The organism is Bradyrhizobium sp. SZCCHNS1022 (assembly GCF_032484835.1).
GTDB lineage: Bacteria > Pseudomonadota > Alphaproteobacteria > Rhizobiales > Xanthobacteraceae > Bradyrhizobium.
Genome location: NZ_JAUETT010000006.1, coordinates 161,716 through 182,240, shown reverse-complemented (window position 1 = coordinate 182,240; position 20,525 = coordinate 161,716). Strand labels below are relative to the sequence as shown.

Here is a 20,525-nt window from a genome sequence, read left to right as displayed (position 1 = left end):
CGATAGGCGATGTCATTCGGCTGCGATAGCCGAAGGCGAGGGCGATGTCTGCCGGTTTGGCACGGAGGCTGCGGCGGTTTCCCGCCTCTCAGGCAGCATCCACCAGCACACCGCGAAACCGACAGCCGCGATCGCGCCCAGCGCGAGGAACGCCGCGCTGTAGCCGGCCTCCACCACGACTAGGCCGGCCAGCGCCGTCGACAGCGCAGCGCCGATGCTTTGCGCCGTGATGACGGCGCCCTGCGCGACGTTGAAGCGTCCGGTATTGCGCATCAGATCGGCGACGATCACCGGCATGATCGCGCCGAAGATGCCGGCGCCGACGCCGTCGAGCAGTTGCACGCCGACCAGCCAGGCTTTGGCGTCGGAGAAGGTGTAGAGCACCGCGCGCAGCGGCAGGATCAGCAGGGCTGCCAGGAAGAAGCGCTTGTGGCCCCAGCGGTCGGCGCGCGCGCCGACCAGCATCGCCATCGGCACCATCACGACCTGCGCGGCCACGATGCAGGCTGACATCAGGCTGGTGCCGAGGTTCTTGTCCTGCAATGCGAGCTTCTGGCCTACCAGCGGCAGCATCGCGGCGTTGGCGAGGTGGAACAGAGCGACGCAGATCGCGAAGATGAGAAGCGGCCGGCAGGTCAGGAGGATGCTCAAGCCCGACGGCTGCTCGCCGCCGGCCGGCGCCGCGCGTTGCTCGCGCAGCCCGCGCGCCAGATCGTGATCGATCGCACGTTCGGGAATCGCAAGCACGCTGGCAAGGCTTCCTACCGCCATGACCGCCATCAGATAGAACACCGCCGTGGGCCCGATCGCGTAGGCGGCCGCGCCCGCAATCAGCGCCGCGGCCGCGTTGCCGGCGTGGTTGAAGCTCTCGTTGCGGCCGATCCGCGCCGCGAAGGCCGCCGGACCGACCACACCGAGCGAGACGGCGGCAATCGCCGGCGGGAAGATCACGCCGGCCGCGTGCGCGATGCTCTGTGAGATGGTGATCGGCCAGAAGCCCGACATCAGCGGGAGCAGCACAGAGGCCGCGGTGACGATGAGAGCCGCAACCACCATCACCATGCGCTTGGCCCTGGTCGTATCGACCAGGGCGCCCGCCGGCGTTTGCGCGAGGATGCCGGCGATGGTTGCGATCGACATCACCACGCCGATGCTTGCTTCGTCCCATTTCTGCTCGGTGAGCAGGTAGACGGCGAGATAGGGGCCGAGGCCGTCGCGTACGTCGGCGAGGAAGAAGTTGGCGGCGTCAAGCGCCTGGCCCGCGCGGGTCAGCTGTGCGCCGTCGTCCCATCCTGCCATGCAGCCTCCCTGCAAGCCGAGCAGATGTAACAGAGAACGTCTGCGTCGGTTCCCGGCCGGGCGCGTTAGCGCGACGCCGTGGTCTTCTCCGCCATCGCCTTGCGCAGGATGCGTGACAGCGATTCCACCGAATACGGCTTCTTGATCAGCTCGAAGCCGTGATGCGCATTCTCCGCGAGCACATGACTATAGCCGGACGTCAGGACCACCGGAAGGCCGGGATAGCGCTCGCGGATGATGCCGGCGAGCTCGAGGCCGTTCATGCCGGGCATGATCACATCGGAGAAGACGAGGTCGACCTCGAACTCGTTTTTCGCGAGGATCGCGAGCGCATCCTTGGCATTGGCCACGCGACGCACGACATAGCCGAGATCTTCGAGCAGTTCCGTCGAGAAGCGGCCGACCTCGTCATTATCCTCGACCACGAGCACGCGGTAGCCGCGGCCGATCGTGGCGGGTTCGTGACGGATCGCGTTCACCTCAGCGTCGGCATGCGGCGCGTCGGCCTGCGGCAGGTAGATCGTGAAGGTGGCGCCGTGGCCGAACCGGCTCGTCACCGCAATATCGCCTTCGGACTGCTTGGCGAAGCCGAACGCCTGGCTCAGGCCGAGGCCGGTGCCTTTGCCGACCTCCTTGGTCGTGAAGAACGGCTCGAAGATCGCAGTGATGTGCTCCGGCGGGATTCCGGAGCCGGTGTCCATCACCGAGATCGCGATGAAGGCGCCGGCCCGCGCCGGCTGGCCGCGCAGGGCCGGGATCGCATCCGCGCGCCGCACCGCGATCTTGAGCTCGCCTTCGCCATCCATCGCGTCGCGCGCATTGACCGCAAGGTTGATCAGCGCAGTTTGGAACTGCGCGACATCCGCCAGGGTGAACAGGTTGCGATCGGGCACCCCGACGTCGATCTGAATGCGGGTGCCGACCAGCGGACGGATCAGTTGAGCGATGTTCTCGACCTGATCGCCGACATTGAACACCTGCGGCGTCAGCGGTTGGCGTCGCGCAAAGGCCAGCAGCTGCGCGGTCAGCTTGGAGGCGCGTTCGACCGTCTCTGAAATCGCATCGACATAGCGGCGGCGGCGTTCCTCGGCCAGATCTCGCCGGCGCAGGAAGTCGGTGGCCGAGCGGATGATGGTGAGCAGATTGTTGAAATCGTGCGCGACCCCCCCGGTCAGTTGTCCGATCGCCTCCATTTTCTGCGACTGACGCAGCACTTCCTCGCCTTGAATGCGCTCGGTGATGTCGACCACTTCGGCCACCGCGCCCGTGATCACGCCGTGCTGGTCGGACAATGGACGCATCGAGAATTCGAAGTGGCGCTCGCCGATCGGCAGCAGCAGCCGCATGTCGGTGCGGACCGTCTCGCCATTCAGCGCGGCCGCAAAAGCCTTGCGTACGATCTCGGCCATGCCTTCGCTGGCCGAGAACCAAGGTGTGTCCCAGAACGGATGGCCGAGGATGTCGTCAGCCTCCGCGCCAATCGCGGCCAGTGCCGTCTTGTTGACGTGCAGAACATCGCCGTCGATGTCGAGAATGGCCTGATACTGGTTGCTGGTCTCGAAAATGGCGCGCATCTGCGCCTCGTTCGCTTCGAGCTGGGCGGTGCGCTCCTTGATCCTCTGCTCCAGGGTCTCATTGATGCGGCGGAGCTCGATCTCGCCCTGCTTGGCCGCGGTGATGTCATGGGCTACGCCGATGAAGCCGATGTGCTTGCCGGTGGGGTCCCAGCGCGGCTGCGATTCCGAGCGCAACCAGCGCCATTCGCCGTCGGTGCGGCGATAACGCGCCTCCAGCACGAACGGTTTCAACGATGACTCGCCCGTGAACTGCTCATTGAGAATGCGCGGCAGATCGTCGGGATGCAGCACCTTGCGCCAGTCAAAGACCAGTGCATCCTCGTAAGGTTGGCCGAGGAAGTCGACATAGGCCTGGTTCACGAACGAGCGGGTGCGATCGAGCTTCGTCACCCAGATCGGCACCGGCGCGGAGTCGGCGATAAGGCGGAAACGCTGCTCGCTCTCGCGCAGCTTGGCCTGGGCCAGCATCTGATCGGTGATGTCGATATGCGCGCCCACCAGCCGCAGTGCGCGGCCGTTCCGGTCGCGTTCGATCTCCGCGATCACACGGATCCACCTGACCTCGCCGTCAGTGGGGCGGATGATGCGATATTCTGCAGTGTAATCCTCAGCCGTGCCCTTGATCGCATCGATGAAGTGCTGCTCTGCCCGCGTGCGGTCTTCGGGATGAACCCGCTGGACCCAGGCTTGATGCGTTTCGTTGGCGGCCTCGGGCGGCAGGCCGTGCAGGATCAGATATTCCGGCGAGCGACGGTTGCGCAAGCCATCGCGCAGGTCCACCTCGAACCCGCCGACCCGGCCGATGCGCTGAATGCGCGCAAGCTCCGCCTCGCGCTCCTGCACGGCGCGATAGGCTTGATCTCGGTCGCGCGCGACTTCTTCAAGGTGCTGGCGCAGTTCGGCCGCGGCAACGCCGTCGGAATCGGGCAGGACGTCGTGCGGAGCGTCCGGGGAAGTCATAGGTACCTTCGTTATTGTTATTGGAGCCGGCAATCACCTTGAGCAATGACACCTTGGGCAATGCACCTCCCGTGCAGCGCTAATGTGGCGTCTCGCAATTGCCGGTCCGGCTTGCGACAAGCACCGATCGGCAATTGCGAGACATACGCCACGATGGAGGAACGTCAATCGATCTGCAGACGAGAAGGCTCAGCGAACACCCGCGCGTGATGGGAACGTGAGGACGCAGAAAAAGTTCCGGCACCCCCGGAACGACTGATAGGGTCGGGCGTCGTCAGGCGCTGAACAACTGCAACGCGCTGGGAGCTCGTCGTGAAGCTGTTCGTTTGCCAGGCCTGTCAGAACGTCCTCTATTTCGAGAATCGCGTTTGCGCGCGGTGCGGCCATCAGCTCGCCTTCATGCCGGAGCGGCAGGTCCTGTCGGCGATCGAGCCTGCAACCGATGGCTTTGGCTTTCGCACCTTGGCCGACAACAAGGAAGGCCGCTTCTTCTGCGCGAACGCGGAGCATGACGCCTGCAACTGGCTGCTCGAGCCGGGCGAGGCTGGAGGCTTTTGTCGCGCCTGCCGCCACAATGGTACCATCCCGAACCTCTCCGACCCCGCCCAGCTCGCCGGTTGGCGCGAGCTGGAGGTGGCCAAGCACCGGCTGTTCTATTCGCTGATCCGTTGGAAGCTGCCACTGAAAACGCGCCTGGAAGATCCGCAGCACGGCCTAATTTTCAATTTCCTGGCGGACGGTCCGGACAGTCATCAGCGCGTCCTGACCGGGCACGACAACGGTCTCATCACCATCGCGCTCGCGGAGGCCGACGACACCGAGCGTGAGCGGCGCAGGCTCGAAATGGGCGAGCCCTATCGCACCTTGCTCGGCCATTTCCGCCACGAGGTCGGGCATTATTTCTGGGACGTGCTGGTGCGCGATGCCGGCCAACTGGATGCCTGCCGGGCCGTGTTCGGCGATGACAGCCAGGATTACGGCGCGGCGCTACAGCGCCACTATGACCAGGGCCCGCCCGCCGACTGGCAGCAGAATTTCGTCTCGGCCTATGCAACCATGCACCCATGGGAGGACTTTGCCGAGACCTGGGCGCACTATCTGCACATCGTCGATACGCTCGAAATGGCGTCCGAATTCGGCATGGAGGTGAACCCGCCGGCCGACCGGATCGGCGGGCTGACGGCGCGCGTCACCTTCGATCCGTATGCGATCAGGGACTTTGAGGTGATCGTGACGGCCTGGCTGCCGTTCACCTTTGCGATGAACAGCGTTGCCCGGGCGATGGGCGCGCGCGACCTCTATCCCTTCATCCTGACACCCCCGGTGATCGGCAAGCTCGGCTTCGTCCACGAATTGGTGCAAGACGCGGGGAAGGGAAGGATCGAGGAAAAGCTCGGCGACAGAACGAGGGAAAAGACCAAGGAAGCAGTCCGGATGGGGTGATCCCACCTTGACTCGAAAGAACATAAAGTGAACAATCGGCGTGCGAGCGGAGACGAGGGGTCGCCATGTCGCCTGATCACAAGCCAACATCCGAGGATAGCGAACTGGAGGTTGCGGTCGATCAGGCCATCGCCGCCTGCGGCGGCGACCTGCGCGGCACCATTCGCGCGTTGATTATTGCGAACGATTATCTCGAGACCGAAGTGGCCGAACTGATGAAGGCCGTGTCCAACGCCTATGCGCGCGGACGTTTCCACAGCTATTCCGGATGACGGGATCGGGGCCGGCGGGCTGCGGCGCAGCCCTGCCGTGCGGCATGTGTTGCGCGCAGCCGATTTTGCTATAGACGAACCGAGAAGATCCGTGGCCCACGCCATCGCCGCGGACGGGGAGCCCGCCCAAAGGTACCAAGCAAAAACATGTTCAAGACCATTCTGATCGCAAACCGCGGCGAGATTGCTTGCCGGGTCATCAAGACCGCCCGCCACATGGGCATCAAGACCGTTGCAGTCTATTCGGAAGCCGATCGCGATGCTCTCCATGTCGAGATGGCCGATGATGCCGTGCTGATCGGCCCGCCGGCTGCGGCCGAGAGCTATCTGTTGATCGACCGCATCGTCGAGGCCTGCCGCAGGACCGGCGCGGAAGCCGTGCACCCGGGCTACGGGTTCCTCTCCGAGCGCGAGGCTTTTCCGCGCGCGCTTGCCGAGGCCGGCATCGTCTTCATCGGGCCGAACCCGAAGGCGATCGCCGCGATGGGCGACAAGATCGAATCCAAGAAGGCGGCGGCCAAGGCCAAGGTCTCGACCGTGCCGGGCTTCCTTGGCGTGATCGAGGACGAACGGCACGCGGTGCGGATTGCCGACGAGATCGGCTATCCCGTGATGATCAAGGCCTCCGCCGGCGGCGGCGGCAAGGGCATGCGCATCGCGCATTCGAAAGCCGAGGTCGCCGAAGGCTTCACCCTCGCCAAGGCGGAAGCGAAATCCTCGTTCGGCGATGACCGTGTCTTCATCGAAAAATTCATCATCGATCCCCGGCACATCGAGATCCAGGTGCTCGGCGACAAGCATGGCAATGTGATCTATCTCGGCGAGCGCGAATGCTCGATCCAGCGCCGCAACCAGAAGGTCATCGAGGAGGCGCCGTCGCCGCTGCTCGACGAGGAGACGCGCCGCAGCATGGGCGAGCAGGCGGTCGCGCTTGCGAAGGCCGTGAACTACGACTCCGCCGGCACCGTCGAGTTCGTCGCGGGGCAAGACAAGAGCTTCTACTTCCTGGAGATGAACACGCGCCTGCAGGTCGAGCATCCCGTGACCGAGCTCGTCACCGGCATCGATCTGGTCGAACAGATGATCCGGGTTGCCGCCGGCGAGAAACTGGCCATCGCGCAGAAGGATGTGAGCCTGACCGGCTGGGCGGTGGAATCGCGCGTCTATGCCGAGGACCCGTTCCGCAATTTCCTGCCCTCGATCGGGCGCCTGGTAAAGTACCGTCCGCCGGCGGAGAGCAAGAGCCACGGCATCACCGTGCGCAACGACACCGGCGTGCAGGAAGGTGGCGAGATATCGATCTACTACGATCCGATGATCGCCAAGCTGGTCACGCATGCGGAATCGCGTGCAGCCGCAATCGAGGCGCAGTCGACTGCGCTCGATGCGTTCTATGTCGACGGCATCCGGCACAACATCCCGTTCCTGTCCGCGCTGATGAACCATCCGCGCTGGCGAGAGGGGCGGCTGTCGACCGGTTTCATCGCCGAGGAGTTTCCGAAGGGCTTTGCCGCGCATGCGCCATCCGGCGAGATTGCGCGTCGGCTGGCCGCCGTGGGCGCGGCGATCGATCACGTGCTCGGCGAACGCAAGCGGCAGATCTCAGGGCAGATGATCGGCCGTCCGGTGAAGCGGGAAGGGCGTCGTGCGGTCTGGCTCGACCGCGAGGAGATCCTGCTCGACATCGTCCGCGACGGCGGCAGCATTGTCGTACGCTTCGTCGGCGCCGATGACAGCGCGGGGCCGGCGCATCGTCTCAACTCGAGCTGGAAGCCCGGCGACCCGGTCTGGCACGGGACCATCGACGGGCAGACGGTCGCCATCCAGGCGCGCCCGATACCCAATGGCGTGCGCCTCGCTCATCAGGGCGTCGAGGCTGCGGTCTATGTCTACACCGAAGCGGAAGCGGGTTCGGCCCGGCTGATGCCGGTCGTCACCGCCGGCGACAGCGGCAAGAAGGTGCTGTGCCCGATGCCGGGCCTGGTGGTTTCGATTGCGGTGACCGAGGGGCAGGAGATCAAGGCCGGCGAAACGCTCGCCGTGATCGAGGCGATGAAGATGCAGAACGTGCTGCGCGCCGAGCGCGACGGCACCGTGAAGAAGATCCACGCGTCGGCCGGCGCGACCCTGGCCGTGGATGCGCTGATCCTGGAGTTTGCGTAAGTCTGGGCTTCGTCATTCCGGGACGGTCCAAAGGACCGGGCCCGGAATCTCGAGATTCTCAGGTGCCCAATCGCGCACCATAGTTCGATGCTGCTGCATCGCCCCGGAATGATATTGAGAAACAACATCCGTCATTGCGAGCGGAGCGAAGCAATCCAGAACCTGACGCGTTATTCTTGGATCGCTTCGTCGCTTCGCTCCTCGCAATGACGGGACGAGAGGTGCAATGACCTTCCGTGCACGTCGCGACAAACTTCGATCGATCCTGACGGGTGCTCGCTGCATCCGTCCCGGCTCCGTCTATGACGCGATCTCGATCCGCATCGCCGAGGATATCGGCTTCGAGCTCGGCATGTTCGGCGGCTCGGTGGCCTCGCTCGCGGTGCTCGGCGACCCCGACATCACGCTGATCACGCTCACCGAGCTTGCCGAGCAGATGCGGCGGATGTCGCGCGCGGCGTCCTTGCCTGTGCTGGTCGATGCCGATCATGGCTATGGCAATGCGCTGAATGTCCGCCGCACCGTGCAGGAACTGGAGGCGGCGGGCGCGGCCGGGCTGACGATCGAGGACACGCTGTTGCCGCAGGCCTTCGGGGAGACCAAGACGCAGCTGATTTCGCTCGACGAGGGTATTGGCAAGATGAAGGCGGCCCTCGACGGCCGCGGCGATCCCTCGCTGGTGATCCTCGGGCGCACGGGAGCCGTGTCGATCATCTCGCTTGAGGATGCGATCGCACGGGCGCGGGCCTATGAGGCCTGCGGCGTGGACGGCCTGTTCTTCACCGGCATCAAGTCGCGCGCCGAGCTCGATGCGATCTCCGAGGCGACGAGCTTGCCGATCGTGCTCGGTGGCGCGCCGGAGGAGATGTCAGATCTCGATTACCTCACGTCTCGCCGCGTGCGAATCGCGCTGCAGGGCCATGCCCCGATTGCTGCAGCAACCCAGGCTGTGCATGAGACGTTGAGGGCGCTGCGCGACGGCACATCGCCGAAGCAGCTGAAGGGATTGGCTTCAGGAGAACTGACCGCGCGCGTGACGCGCGAGGCCGACGTGAAGGCGCGCAGCCGTGATTTCCTCAAGTTGAAGCCATGACGAGCCACCATACCATCGTGCATGTCATGATCCGCGGCCGCGTCCAGGGCGTCGGCTATCGGGCCTGGGTCGAGGACCAGGCGACGCTGTCAGGCCTCGACGGCTGGGTGCGCAATCGCCAGGACGGCAGCGTCGAGGCGGTGTTCGCCGGGCCGGCGGCCGATGTGGCCGAACTGGTCGAATTGTGCCGCAAGGGTCCACCGGCCTGCCGGGTCGATTCGGTGCACGACATGCCGGCACATGCGGATCAGCTCCAGCTGCGCCGGGCAGGGGAAGAATTCTCGGTGTTGCCGACGGTTTGATTGCTCAGCCGGCCGCCGAAATGTGATCTGAGCGCCGCCATAGCCGTATGTGTTGTCCCCCCCAGGCGCCGGCGCGCCGCCAAGCAATGCCGCGATGCTTCAGCGCGGGGATCTGGCTAGCGTCGCCGACGGCAGTTCGCCATAGGTCTCGCGATAGTAGCGAGCGAAGTGCCCGGGATTGACGAAGTTGCAGGCCGCGGCGGCCGATGCCACCGTGATGGCGGGATCGCCAGTGAGCAGCATCTCGCGGGCGCGGCGCAGGCGGACCGATTTGGCGTAGGCGATCGGCGAATAGCCGCGCACGCGCTCGAACGCCCGAAACAGCGAGCGTGCGCTGACGCCGGATTCCGCGACCAGCCGCTCGATCGTCATGGCCTCGCGCCAATTCGCCTCGATGAAGTCCTCCAGCCGCTTGACCAGGCCGAAGTCCGGCATCTGGCCGGGCGCGGCAATCAAGTCCCTGAACTTATGACGGCTCGTGGACAGGAAGGCGATCTGCACGGCGTCTTCGAGTTCGCGATAGACTGCAGGCGCGAAGCCGGACGGATTCTCGTCGAGCTGCCACGCCAGGAACTTGAGCAGTCGGACCAGGCCGCGCGCCTGCGGATCGTCGGCAGCGATAGCGCCCTCGAATTCGTAGTCGGCTCTCGGCTTGACGTCGACCAGCGCAGCGAGGCGCCGCAGCAGTGGCTCCTGCTTGATGCGCAGGGTGAGGCGCTCGTGGCCGCCCTGGCAAACCATCTGCCAGGATACACCGGCCGAGGTGACTGCGTGCTGCCGCTCATTGATATCGGTGACCTGGCGACCGACGCAGGCGAGCCCGCGCCCCTTGAGCGCGATCTGCAGGCGCACGAAATCGGCGGCGAAGGTGTCGGCGACCAGATCGCAGCTCGTGGCCCCGAAGCCGAGTGCGATCGTCTCCAGCTCGACGGCGTTGAGCCGGGCCTGAAGGCCGCCGATGTTGCGCAAATCCAGGCGATCGGCGCCCAACCAGCGCGTCCCGAGTTGCCGCAGTTCCTCGGGGTCAGAGGTCCTGACCAGCGAGAAATGGTGCAGGGGATCAGGATGGGCTTCGCTCATCGTCACGCAGTATCTTCACGCACATGATTCGCGAGGAATTCGCATCGCTCGCGCAGCGGACGCGCGATCTGATCATGCTACATGACGAGGGGATCGCGTCAATTCCGCCGGTCTTGGCGGGCGCAGGTTCCAGGCAACGCGCGTCTCCCGGCCTTGGAACGACCGCAGCGCAGTGAGGCTCACGCCGTTTCCGGCAGTGTGGCGGCGGCCGCACCGAACACCTCGTCGAACGCCTGCCGAAGCGCGATATCGACGTCGGCCATCGCAACGGGATGACCGAGATCGACGAGGCTGGTGACGCCATAGCGCGGATCGACCACGCCGCACGGCACGATCGCTTTGAAATGCGACAGATCGGGATCGACATTGATGGCGATGCCGTGGAACGAGACCCAGCGCTTCAGCCGCACGCCGATCGCGGCGATCTTGTCCTCGTAACCGTCGCCCTTGTCCGGGCGCTTCACCCAGACGCCGACACGGTCCTCGCGCCGCTCGCCGCGCACGTTGAACGCGGCGAGCGTGCGGATGATCAGTTCTTCGAGCGCCGCCACATAGGCGCGGACATCGGGCCGTCGCCGCTTCAGGTCGAGCATTACATAGGCCACACGCTGGCCGGGACCGTGATAGGTGACCTGGCCGCCGCGGCCGGTCGAAATCAGCGGGAAGCGCGAATCGAGCAGGTGCTCGGCCTTGCCCGAGGTGCCGGAGGTGTAAACCGGCGGGTGCTCCAGCAGCCAGACCATCTCCGGCGCCTGGTGGGCCGCGATCGCAGCCACGCGCGCCTCCATGAAGGCGGCGGCCTCGGCATAGTCCACAGGCGCGTCCGAGATGCGCCATTCGACCGCGTCCGCAGAGCGGGCGGCAAAGGTCGTCAGGTCGAGGTTTTCGCGGCTGTTAACCATTGGCTAACCGTAACATGGTGTTCTCTCGGGCAGGAAATCCAGTCGTGACTTCGGTGGTCTTGCAGTGTCAACCCTCGATAAAGTGACCGTCGACCTCATGGTCGTTCTCGGGACCTCCAGCATGCCCATCCACCAGGTTCTGCGCCTGTCGCGCGGCGCCATCATCGAATTGGACGCGACCGAAGCCGACGAGGTCAAGGTGCTGGCCAACAATCTGCCGATCGCCAGCGGCGTGGTCCTGGTCGACCGCAACCGCATCGCGGTCGAGGTCAAGCAGATGCTGCCGAAATCCCCCGGCGGCGCGTAGGCGAGGAAAACCTCCACAAACCTCCCAATTGGGGAGAAGCAGGCCTTGTGGCCCCTGCACCGATTTGTTACATCGGCGCCACTGATCCGGACCGGCCCTGAGGCTGGTTCCTGGGGCCGGTTTCGGCCTTCCCTTCGCGCTCGTGGCGGAATTGGTAGACGCGCTGCCTTGAGGTGGCAGTGGGTAACACCGTGGGGGTTCGAGTCCCTCCGAGCGCACCACCCCCACGTTTAGGGTTGGAATCCTTATACTTTTTTCCGGAAGTTGCTGATCGGCGTCACGCCGACGCGCTGACGGACTGCAATTGGAAGGCGACCAAGGTCGTTACGCTGCCGCGCGAGCTCAAAAGTGGCTGCTATGCCATACGGCTGCGTTCCGGTAGCGGTGAGAGCCTCAGCGAGGAGCACGTTGTTTTTTTCGTGCGACCGGAAAAGCCGCGGGCGCGTATTGCATTCCTATTTCCGACGTTGACCTATCTTGCGTTTGCGAACGAGCGCTTGAGCTTCGACCATCCCGAACGCGAGGCATTGACCGGTCAGCCCGCCGTGCTGTCAGAGATCGATATAGAGATGTACAGGCGAGTCGATTTCGGTCGGTCGACCTACGATACGCACGCCGACGGCAGTGGAGTTTGCTACAGCTCCTATCACCGTCCAATCATGAACATGCGGCCGAAATACAGGATGCCGAGCCTCGACGTGCCAATGGGATTGGCTGCGGATCTCTCCGTCATCGCGTGGCTCGATCGGAGCGACTTCGAATACGAGGTTCTGACCGACGAAGACCTGCATCGCGATGGACCGGCGGCATTGTCGCCGTACGCCTGCGTTATCAGCGGTGCTCGGCCCGAATACTACACCGAGCGTATGCTGGACGCGACCGAGGACTATATCGCCGGCGGCGGCCGATACATCTATGCCGGTGGCAACGGATTCAACGCCACGGCAGGTCTTCGCGATGGCGAACCGTGGGTCGTGGAGTGTCGCCGCCGCGATGATGGATACAAGCCGTGGATATCGCGCTACGGCGAGCACTACATGGCCACGGACGGGATGCGCGGCGACCCGTGGAAAGTGCTCGGACGGGCGACCCAGAAGCTGGTCGGGATCGGCCTAGCGCCAGGACGCCGGAGGCGCTCGGCCCTGCCGGAATGGGCGCAGACGTCGAGACCGCGCTGCGGGCCAAACGGCAATGGTTGATCGAGCAGGGTCTGGCCCGTGAGCACGAGGGCCAAATGCGTTACGCGCGCGATCTGCTACGGACGCTGGAGACGATCGAGCTTCGTCGGGCAGCCGCTGACATAACTGTCCAAACCGGGCTTGAACGTCTGGAGGTTGGAACCGGCGACAGCATCAGCGGCGTCTGCAGGCGAATGCTGACACTCAACAGTGGCCGGTTTGCTTTGATCGAGCGCTCCCACGACTTCGCGCTGGTGCCGTGGCGGCCGGTGCTGGAGCGTGCGCGCGGCCAATTGGTCACCGGCCGCGTGGGCGGGGAGGGGATATTCTGGTCCGTCGGGATCAAACGCTAAAGGACGCTGGGTGTTGCGGGAGCGGGTTCAGTTTCCCCTGAAGCCGTTCGCGCAAATCCTTCCGAATGTCGCACAAGGTGCTGCGATTATTGCTGGTTATGCCATTCTCTTGCGAAGATCGTATAACCCGCGCGCGCGTTTTGGATCCTATCTCCGCCGGCTTGAGGTGGAGCCTCCGCTCTGATGCCACGCCCGAGCTTGCGTCCGATCCCGCGTCCCTTTGCGATTGGCCTCAGGAGGAGACGAGGGAGTAGCTCGTGCTCCGACCGCCACCTGGATCCTTGACGAGGACGTCCTGATCAACAAGGCCCTGAATGTCGCGCAACGCCGTGTCAGGCGAGCATTTCTCGATTTTCGCCCATTTGCTCGATGTGAGCTTACCATCGAGACCGTCCAGCAAGCGGTTGAGCATATCCCGCTGCCGATCGTTGATCTGGATTGTGGCGTGCCGTTTCCAGAAATCCGCCTTTTCGAGCACGGCTGCGAGAATGGTTTCGGCTTCAGTGAATGCGCGGTCGAGACAGCCCAGGAACCACTCGAGCCAAGGCGTGATGTCGAGGCTGCCCTTTTGCGTGCTCTCCAGCATGTCATAGTAGGTCTTGCGTTCCGCCCGGATCTGCGCCGACATGCTGTAGAAGCGCTGCGGAATCCCTTCCGAGCGGGCAAGCGACATGTCCGCGATGGCGCGGGCGATACGGCCGTTGCCGTCCTCGAAAGGATGGATCGTCACGAACCAGAGATGGGCGATCGCTGCCTTGATGATCGGATCGATCTTCTCTTCGGCGTTATACCAGTCAAGAAGCCCAGCCATTTCGGCGTTGAGCTTTGCGGCGGGTGGTGCCTCGTAATGGACATGCTCGCGTCTGTAGTCGCCGGAGACCACCTGCATCGCTCCCGCCGAGGCGTCGCGCCAGGCTCCCACGGCGATCTTCTTCATATTGCTGCGGCCAGTTGGAAACAGAGACGCATGCCAGCCGAACAGCCTCTCTGCCGTGAGTTCGGTTTTGAATTTCTGGGTGGCGTCGAGCGTCATCTCGACGACGCCTTCGACGTTGCGATCAGCGGACGGCAAGGCGCCCGCGTCCATGCCGAGCCGACGGGCGAGTGACGAGCGCACCATGTCCTTGTCGAGCTTCTCTCCCTCGATCTCGCTGGACTTGAGAACCTCCTCGGTGAGGGTGGTGAGGGCGGCTTCCTCCTGCTGGGGGAAACCAAGGGCCTGCATGCGGCCGATGAGTTGCCCCTGCCGCAGCCGGACAGCTGCAAGCTGCTTGGCCAAGGCAGTGGCATCCCAGGAAAACCGAGGCCATTCAGGCAGCTGATGGATATAGACTGTCATTCTCCGCATTCCTTGCGGAGAATATGGAGGTCTATCCCCGCATCCGCAAGAGTATTCTCCGCAAATCTTGCGGAGAATAAGGTTGGCATTCTCCCGCGCGATCGGCCTGAGAACGGTATCATAAAACCGTAGCGCTCCCCCTTGCGGTTCAGCAAGGCCCCGCGGACTCCGCCGGGAAAGAGGGACGACAGCGGGATCCGCTCCGCTCAGCGAATGTTTCCAGCAAAGATCTGTGTCGGTCAGATCACGATCGTGTTCGGGATCGTCATCGCGTCAAGCTGGGGCGCAACGCAGTGGACGGCAGCAGCTCTCGGATTTCAGGACCGGCTCGGTGCGCCCTGGTTCGTCATCGCCGATTATCCGGTCTATCTGCCGTGGCGATTGTTCGAATGGTGGTTCGCATACGACGCTTACGCGCCCGAGATTTTCGAACGGGGTGGTGCGATCGCGGCTGCAGGCGGGGGAGCCGGCGCGCTGTTCGCAATCCTCAACTCGGTCTGGCGTGCGCGACAGAACCAACTGGTCACGACCTACGGCTCGGCGGCTGGGCCAGCGCTGGCGAAATTCGGGCCGCTGGCCTGTTCGCTGCCAAAGGCGTGTTCCTCGGACGATTTGATAACAACACCTGTGTCATGATGGGCCCGAACACGTCATGTGCTTTACGCCGACGCGCTCGGGCAAGGGTGTTGGCCTTGTCCTGCCGCCGCTGCTGTCCTGGACGTCGTCGGCGGTGGTGCACGACATCAAGGGCGAGAACTGGGAACTGACGCCCGGTTGGCGCTCGACCTTCTCGCATTGCCTGCTGTTCAATCCCACCGACCCAAGAAGCGCCCGCTACAATCCGCTGCTTGAGGGTCCGTAAGGGGGCGGCCGAAGTTCGCGACGTCCAGAACATCGCCGATATCCTGGTCGATCTGGAAGGTGCGCTCGAACGCCGAACGCATTGGGAAAAGACCAGTCACTCGCTTCTGGTCGGCGTCATCCTGCACGTTCTCTATGCCGAAAAGGAGAAGACGCTCACCCGGGTCACCGAGATCCTGGCCGACCCGGCGCAGTCCTTCGAGAAGACGCTTCGGATCATGCTGGCAACCAATCACCTGGGGGCCGAAGCCGAACCAAAAGCGCATCCCGTCGTTGCCGCGACCGCGCGGGAGCTTCTCAACAAGTCCGAAAATGAACGATCGGGCGTGCTCTCGACCGCCGTCAGCTTCCTTGGCCTCTATCGTGATCCCGTCGTGAGCCGGCATCACGAGTAGATGCTCGGTGGTGCCGTGCTCGCGCTCCCGAATGAGCGCCGCGCCCGTCAGCACGATCGAGAGCATCGTGATGTTGGACATCAGGTTGTTGATGGCGCCGAACCAGGCCTGCTTGAGCTCCTGGTTGAAGCGCGCCCGGAGGTCCAGATCCACTTGCGGTGCGTCTGCGCTGCGATATCGCCTGAGGACCTCGCTGACCTCGCTGGCGAGGATCGACTGAATGTAGCTTGCGCCGGTAAATGCCTGTGATACGCGCGTCGCATCGATGTTGAGCTGAAGCGCGGGAGATTTCTTCGCCCGCAGGTCGCGCTGGAAGTTCGGCGGAGTGTCGAGCGCGAAGGTGTCGATGCCATTGTCCATCCGCGGATCCATCTCCGGTTGGGTGAGGGGGGCATAGCGCTTTCACGCGCCTTGAGTGGAATAGGAACGTTTAGGGGCGCATATCGAAGGTTCCCCATATTGCTGCGAATGCCAAGCAGCATATAACTAAAGAAGAATATGCTTCCTCCCAAGCCGAATTCGCGTCGGATGCGGACCTCCTCGACGTCCCCAGATCAGCGGACGATGCGTTCGACCGCGATGGCGGTTGCCTCACCGCCGCCGATGCAGAGCGAGGCGATACCGCGTTTCAGATTCTGCGCCTCCAGCGCATGCAGCAGCGTGACGATCAACCGGGCGCCGGTAGCGCCGATGGGATGACCGAGCGCGCAGGCGCCGCCGTTGACGTTGAGCTTCTCCCGCGGAATGCCAAGATCCTTCTGCGCCGCCATCGCTACAACGGCAAATGCTTCGTTGATCTCGAACAGGTCGACATCGCCCACGCTCCAGCCGACCTTGTCGAGCAGCTTCCGTATTGCCGGGATCGGCGCCGTAGTGAACCATTGCGGCTCCTGGCTGTGGGTGGCGTGGCCTTTGATCTCGGCAAGCACCGGCAAGCCGTCGCGATCGGCGAGCGAGCGCTTTGCCAAAATGAGCGCGGCGGCGCCGTCGGCATTGGCCGAGGAGGCGGCCGGCGTGATGGTGCCGTTGGCGCGGAACGCCGGCTTCAGGCCGGGAATCTTGGCAGGGTCCACTTTGAGCGGATGCTCGTCATTGGCAATGATCCGCTGCCCGGCCTTTTCCGTCAGCGTGATCGGCACGATCTCCGCCTTGAACGCGCCGCCCTCGACCGCCTTTCGCGCGCGGGTCAGCGTTTCTATGGCGTAAGCGTCCTGGTCGGTGCGGGTGAACTGATAGACCTCCGCGGTGGCCTCGCCGAAATCGCCCATCGATCGGCCGGTCTCATAGGCGTCCTCCAGCCCGTCCATCATCATGTGATCGATGATCCGGTCGTGCCCCGCGCGATAGCCGGCGCGCGCTTTCGCCAGCAGATAGGGCGCGTTGGTCATGCTCTCCATGCCGCCGGACAACACAATCTCGGCGGAGCCGGCCTTGATGATGTCGTGAGCCAGCATGGTCGCCTTCATGCCGGAGCCGCAGACCTTGTTGACGGTGGTGGCGCCGGTGGCGTCAGGCAATTTGGCGCCGCGCGCAGCCTGGCGAGCGGGGGCCTGACCCTGTCCGGCCGGAAGCACGTTGCCCATAAACACCTCGTCGACCCGCTCAGGAGGGAGTTTCGCACGTTCCAGCGCGGCGCCGATCACGTGGGAACCAAGCTTGTGGGCGCTGAACGGCGATAGCTCGCCCATGAAGCGGCCCAACGGTGTCCGGACGGCGGACAGGATGACGACGGGATCAGTGGCTGCGGGCATGACGAGTTCTCCACTACAAGCGCTGTTGTTTATATGACGATAGTCATCTAAATTGGATCGTAATGCAATGAAATATTGCCGCCTCATGAGAGAAGCGCCGTTTCTGATTTGCCCACAGGACAGGGTTAAGGGAGCAGGGACAAAACTGGGCCCTTGGGTGAATTGCACAGGTCACTAGTTTGCGAACGTGGTGCGAGTTCCCATGCCTTGGAGCCGTTGCCAGTCGCTTTTGGAGTCTTCACGGAGCTGGCGATGCGTTACGCAAAGGATCACAAACGTCAAACCCATAACCGGATCGTTGAACATGCCTCTTACGGTCTGCGGCAAACGGGTGCTCAAGCGTTAAGTGTTCCCGACTTGATGAAACTCGCAGGTCTCACACATGGCGGCTTCTATAGCCACTTCGATTCGCGGGCCGCACTCGTCGCAGAAGCGATTGCTTTCGCAATGGATCAAACTATTGAGCGTTTGAAACGGTTGACGAACGAGAGTGTTAACCAGGAGCCCTTTGGTGCAGTTGTTGCCGATTATTTAAGTCCGCGGCATCGGGACGATCCTGAACGCGGTTGCGCGCTTCCAGCGCTCGCAGCTGATATCGGGCGGTCAGACCCGCGAGCGCGGCAGGCATTTTCCCGCAAGCTGGATCAAATGATCGACATCATGGCTAAGACGCTTCCAGAAGAGTCACCCCAAGACGCCCGTCAAATAGCCACGGGCGCCATCGCAGCCATGGTAGGTTCAATCTTGCTCTCGCGTGCCGTCGATAGCGCAAAGGCGTCCAGCAAGATTCTCGATGCCGGTCGCAAGACCGTTGGCTCACTTGGAGTTCGAAAACCCCGTAGCGCCAAAGCTTCTGTCGAACCAAATGGCTCTTTAGACTGAAATTGAAGACGGATCCGGCAATTGTCGAAGCCGTTTCCCGATGATGGTTGTTATGCTGGCGCCGGGGCGATTCCGTCGTGCCGGAAGTGCTTCGCAGCCGCTCTTTCCGCAGGTGTGAGTTGCAAAGCCCTTGAGCCGGCAAAACCGCGGTTCTGAAGTTCGCCAAAAGCCATTGCGAATATCCGCGCCGACATTCTCCCCGGACGGGGGCTGTAGTCGGGTAGCTAAGCGCCTCTGGACCTCGAAATGGATCGGATCGCCAAGGCTTGACGCCCTGGTTAACGACGGGGCCGCTCGATAAGCCTTTGCAGCTTGTATCGCTGTCGGGGTGTAACGGCCCTGGCTCGAACGTCCGACAGCTCGCAGACCGCGGATCAGGCAGGCCACGGCTATCACGGGCGCTCGGGTGTTCAGCTAGCGCCGGAATGCTTAGCCTCCCGCAACGTCGGCGGGGCTTTCGGCAGCTGCCAACAGATCAATAAACCGTTGGAAAATACGACGCATCGATACTTGGCGTCCTCTGCGGTCGCAACGAGTTTGATCGTTCACCCGTGCGTTCGATGAGCAGGTGCATAAGAAGGCCGCAGTTTCGTGCATGCCGCTTTCAAGCACACGCTGCGGGTCGCGATTCGGCATTGGTATCCGCCTCGTGCCCGGAGTTGCCTAACAAAGAAGCCGACCGGACGTCCAAGCTGACGGCCATGCCTTTGAGGAAGCGCCCAGCGGCAGGAGCTGAACCCGACCTTCTCGGTTCGCACGGCTCTGGCAGACCGTGACGCTTCGCAGGGGCTGCAATCGTTTGTTCCTCGCGGTCCCGCTGCGCGCCAGCACAGCATCAGTCGGTCGCTAGCCCTTTAGGAGGCCGCTCATGATCTTGCGATATTTGGGGCCATAGGGAGGTCGAAACATCGCAATGATCTCGCTTCCAGTCTGCCGATACACGGCCTTCTCATGCGAGAACTCGATGAAGCCGCGATGTCCATGATACGCGCCCATACCGGAGGGGCCGATCCCCCCGAACGGCAGATCGGGCATCGCAATGTGCCAGAAGATGTCGTTTATGGTTACGCCTCCTGCGTGAGTCCGCTCCAGCAGCATTTCGCTCTCGATCTTGTCGGAGCCGAAATAGTACAGCGAGAGCGGTCGAGGCCTCGCGTTGATCATGTCGATCGAGTCCTCGAATGTCCCGTAGCGCCTGATCGGCAGGACGGGCCCGAAAATCTCCTCCTGCATCACCGTCATGTCATCCGTCGCGTCGACGACCAGGGTTGGCGGCATTCGCCGGTGTTGCTGTTGCGAGAAATTCTCCTTTGCCGGATTGATCTCGACAATTCGGGCACCCTTCTTCCGTGCATCGTCAATCAGCAACTGCAATCTCTCATAGTGACGCTGGGTGATGACGGACGTGTAGTCCGGGTTATCCTTGAGGGTTGGAAACATATTGGCCACCGCCGTCGTTGCAGCCGTGATCAATGGCTCCACTTGGTCGTCGGGCGCAAGGACGTAATCCGGCGCGACGCAGACCTGCCCGGCGTTGATCATCTTGCCCATCATGATGCGGTTTGCCGTCTTGGCGATGTCCGCGCTTCGGCCGATGACAACCGGACTCTTGCCGCCGAGCTCGAGCGTGACTGGCGTCAGATTGTCCGCCGCAGCACGCATCACATGGCGTCCGACATTGGTCGAGCCAGTGAAGATCAGATGATCGAAAGGCAGGCTAGTGAATGCGCTCGCGATTTCGGTGCCACCGAGAAACGTCGAAATTTCATCTTCATCGAAATAGCTGTCGAACAACTGCGCCACCAAGGTTCCCGTCGCAGGAGTGTATTCGGACGGCTTGAGCATCACTCTGTTGCCGGACGCGAACGCGGCTGCTGCCGCGTCCATCATCAATTGCAGCGGGAAATTCCACGAGGTGACGATGCCAATCACACCCTTGGGCTGGTACCTAACGGTAGAACGCGCGCCGAGCAGAGACAGGATCGGTGGCGATACCTTGCGTCGCTGAGGCCGCATCCACTTCGCTACATTCTTGTGCGCCTCCCGGAGCGGCTGCACAGAGCCCACGATATCATACAGCATCCCCATGTCGCGAGAGCGGGCTCCGAAGTCGGTGTTCATGGCATCAAGCAGCTCGTTCTTGTGCGTCAACACCATGGAGATCGCGCGCGCGAGGCGGTCTCTGCGAAGCGATAATGACGGAGGACCAAGGCGCGTCTGCTCGCCCTTTTGGCGGTCGAGAGTGGCCTGCAGTCGGGCCCTTGTCTCTTCTGTGGAGGGATTTGCCGTCTTGTTCATCGTCGTTGCCTCTCGTTCAAATCGGTTTGCTCACGAGTGTCAGAGATCGGGGGGCGATACATCGCGGAAG

General features: G+C 63.2%; 16 protein-coding genes, 1 tRNA gene and 2 pseudogenes. 11 read left to right on the top strand and 8 right to left on the bottom strand.

All coding sequences use genetic code 11. From position 1 onward, the window contains the following. Nucleotides 1-12 precede the first annotated feature (12 nt). The gene (locus QX071_RS28905; RefSeq protein WP_315705751.1) at nt 13-1,299 is read right to left on the bottom strand and encodes an MFS transporter; all 1,287 of its coding nucleotides are present in this window, start codon (nt 1,297-1,299) and stop codon (nt 13-15) included. Between the two features lie 65 nt (nt 1,300-1,364). Continuing rightward, nucleotides 1,365-3,836 (bottom strand): PAS domain S-box protein, encoded by a 2,472-nt coding sequence (locus QX071_RS28900; protein ID WP_315705752.1) that lies wholly within the window; start codon nt 3,834-3,836, stop codon nt 1,365-1,367. Between the two features lie 312 nt (nt 3,837-4,148). On the opposite strand from QX071_RS28900, the gene QX071_RS28895 reads away from it, so the two are divergent. The 5 genes from QX071_RS28895 to QX071_RS28875 all read left to right on the top strand — a co-directional run bounded on the left by QX071_RS28895 (nt 4,149) and on the right by QX071_RS28875 (nt 9,109). Continuing rightward, nucleotides 4,149-5,279 carry a putative zinc-binding peptidase gene (locus tag QX071_RS28895; protein ID WP_315705753.1) on the top strand — a complete coding sequence of 377 codons (1,131 nt, stop codon included), beginning with the start codon at nt 4,149-4,151 and terminating at the stop codon, nt 5,277-5,279. Between the two features lie 65 nt (nt 5,280-5,344). Continuing rightward, nucleotides 5,345-5,551 (top strand): hypothetical protein, encoded by a 207-nt coding sequence (locus QX071_RS28890; protein ID WP_315705754.1) that lies wholly within the window; start codon nt 5,345-5,347, stop codon nt 5,549-5,551. 147 nt (nt 5,552-5,698) lie between these two features. Beyond that, on the top strand, nt 5,699-7,714 hold the full coding sequence (locus QX071_RS28885) for an acetyl/propionyl/methylcrotonyl-CoA carboxylase subunit alpha (protein WP_315705755.1): 2,016 nt from the start codon (nt 5,699-5,701) through the stop codon (nt 7,712-7,714). A gap of 226 nt (nt 7,715-7,940) precedes the next feature. Then, nucleotides 7,941-8,807, top strand: coding sequence for an isocitrate lyase/PEP mutase family protein (locus tag QX071_RS28880; RefSeq protein WP_315705756.1), 867 nt, complete (start codon nt 7,941-7,943; stop codon nt 8,805-8,807). After that, nucleotides 8,804-9,109, top strand: a complete 306-nt coding sequence (locus tag QX071_RS28875; RefSeq protein ID WP_315705757.1) for an acylphosphatase — start codon at nt 8,804-8,806, stop codon at nt 9,107-9,109. Before QX071_RS28880 ends, QX071_RS28875 begins: the two co-directional genes overlap by 4 nt. Before the next feature lie 99 nt (nt 9,110-9,208). On the opposite strand, the gene QX071_RS28870 is transcribed toward QX071_RS28875, so the two are convergent. Both QX071_RS28870 and lipB read right to left on the bottom strand, forming a co-directional pair. Next, a complete protein-coding gene (locus QX071_RS28870) occupies nt 9,209-10,189 on the bottom strand; it encodes an AraC family transcriptional regulator (protein ID WP_315705950.1) in 981 nt (326 codons plus the stop codon). A 179-nt stretch (nt 10,190-10,368) separates the two neighbouring features. After that, the gene (gene lipB, locus QX071_RS28865; protein WP_315705758.1) at nt 10,369-11,091 is read right to left on the bottom strand and encodes a lipoyl(octanoyl) transferase LipB; all 723 of its coding nucleotides are present in this window, start codon (nt 11,089-11,091) and stop codon (nt 10,369-10,371) included. A gap of 64 nt (nt 11,092-11,155) precedes the next feature. Between lipB and QX071_RS28860 the strand changes: the two genes are divergently transcribed. From QX071_RS28860 to QX071_RS28845, 4 genes are all read left to right on the top strand, one after another. After that, nucleotides 11,156-11,398 (top strand): FliM/FliN family flagellar motor switch protein, encoded by a 243-nt coding sequence (locus tag QX071_RS28860; protein WP_315705759.1) that lies wholly within the window; start codon nt 11,156-11,158, stop codon nt 11,396-11,398. Between the two features lie 136 nt (nt 11,399-11,534). Next, a tRNA-Leu gene (locus QX071_RS28855) sits at nt 11,535-11,619 on the top strand. Next, a complete protein-coding gene (locus QX071_RS28850) occupies nt 11,578-12,597 on the top strand; it encodes a N,N-dimethylformamidase beta subunit family domain-containing protein (RefSeq protein ID WP_315727928.1) in 1,020 nt (339 codons plus the stop codon). The genes QX071_RS28855 and QX071_RS28850 overlap by 42 nt, the downstream gene beginning before the upstream one ends. Beyond that, nucleotides 12,549-12,929: a DUF3363 domain-containing protein gene (locus QX071_RS28845; RefSeq protein ID WP_315705795.1), complete on the top strand. Its 381-nt coding sequence runs from the start codon at nt 12,549-12,551 to the stop codon at nt 12,927-12,929. Before QX071_RS28850 ends, QX071_RS28845 begins: the two co-directional genes overlap by 49 nt. Nucleotides 12,930-13,161: 232 nt before the next feature. On the opposite strand, the gene QX071_RS28840 is transcribed toward QX071_RS28845, so the two are convergent. Further along, nucleotides 13,162-14,268, bottom strand: a complete 1,107-nt coding sequence (locus QX071_RS28840) for a Fic family protein (RefSeq protein WP_315705796.1) — start codon at nt 14,266-14,268, stop codon at nt 13,162-13,164. 213 nt (nt 14,269-14,481) lie between these two features. Between QX071_RS28840 and QX071_RS28835 the strand changes: the two are divergent. After that, nucleotides 14,482-15,509 (top strand): annotated as a pseudogene (locus tag QX071_RS28835) (type IV secretory system conjugative DNA transfer family protein); the annotation flags it as partial. Here QX071_RS28835 and QX071_RS28830 read toward each other — a convergent pair. After that, nucleotides 15,510-15,899 (bottom strand): annotated as a pseudogene (locus tag QX071_RS28830) (hypothetical protein); the annotation flags it as partial. 179 nt (nt 15,900-16,078) lie between these two features. Continuing rightward, a complete protein-coding gene (locus tag QX071_RS28825) occupies nt 16,079-17,275 on the bottom strand; it encodes an acetyl-CoA C-acyltransferase (protein WP_315705797.1) in 1,197 nt (398 codons plus the stop codon). Between the two features lie 252 nt (nt 17,276-17,527). On the opposite strand from QX071_RS28825, the gene QX071_RS28820 reads away from it, so the two are divergent. Continuing rightward, complete coding sequence (locus QX071_RS28820) at nt 17,528-18,157, top strand: TetR/AcrR family transcriptional regulator (RefSeq protein WP_315705798.1); 630 nt, start codon at nt 17,528-17,530, stop codon at nt 18,155-18,157. 846 nt (nt 18,158-19,003) lie between these two features. On the opposite strand, the gene QX071_RS28815 is transcribed toward QX071_RS28820, so the two are convergent. After that, complete coding sequence (locus tag QX071_RS28815; RefSeq protein WP_315705799.1) at nt 19,004-20,455, bottom strand: coniferyl aldehyde dehydrogenase; 1,452 nt, start codon at nt 20,453-20,455, stop codon at nt 19,004-19,006. Nucleotides 20,456-20,525: the final 70 nt, after the last annotated feature.

Bases quoted from the DNA above. Each gene is read 5' to 3' on its own strand.
- QX071_RS28905 (WP_315705751.1), bottom strand. From the start codon at position 1,299: ATGGCAGGATGGGACGACGGCGCACAGCTGACCCGCGCGGGCCAGGCG.
- QX071_RS28900 (WP_315705752.1), bottom strand. From the start codon at position 3,836: ATGACTTCCCCGGACGCTCCGCACGACGTCCTGCCCGATTCCGACGGC.
- QX071_RS28890 (WP_315705754.1), top strand. From the start codon at position 5,345: ATGTCGCCTGATCACAAGCCAACATCCGAGGATAGCGAACTGGAGGTT.
- QX071_RS28885 (WP_315705755.1), top strand. From the start codon at position 5,699: ATGTTCAAGACCATTCTGATCGCAAACCGCGGCGAGATTGCTTGCCGG.
- QX071_RS28880 (WP_315705756.1), top strand. From the start codon at position 7,941: ATGACCTTCCGTGCACGTCGCGACAAACTTCGATCGATCCTGACGGGT.
- QX071_RS28875 (WP_315705757.1), top strand. From the start codon at position 8,804: ATGACGAGCCACCATACCATCGTGCATGTCATGATCCGCGGCCGCGTC.
- QX071_RS28870 (WP_315705950.1), bottom strand. From the start codon at position 10,189: ATGAGCGAAGCCCATCCTGATCCCCTGCACCATTTCTCGCTGGTCAGG.
- lipB (WP_315705758.1), bottom strand. From the start codon at position 11,091: ATGGTTAACAGCCGCGAAAACCTCGACCTGACGACCTTTGCCGCCCGC.
- QX071_RS28845 (WP_315705795.1), top strand. From the start codon at position 12,549: ATGGGCGCAGACGTCGAGACCGCGCTGCGGGCCAAACGGCAATGGTTG.
- QX071_RS28840 (WP_315705796.1), bottom strand. From the start codon at position 14,268: ATGACAGTCTATATCCATCAGCTGCCTGAATGGCCTCGGTTTTCCTGG.
- QX071_RS28825 (WP_315705797.1), bottom strand. From the start codon at position 17,275: ATGCCCGCAGCCACTGATCCCGTCGTCATCCTGTCCGCCGTCCGGACA.
- QX071_RS28820 (WP_315705798.1), top strand. From the start codon at position 17,528: ATGCGTTACGCAAAGGATCACAAACGTCAAACCCATAACCGGATCGTT.
- QX071_RS28815 (WP_315705799.1), bottom strand. From the start codon at position 20,455: ATGAACAAGACGGCAAATCCCTCCACAGAAGAGACAAGGGCCCGACTG.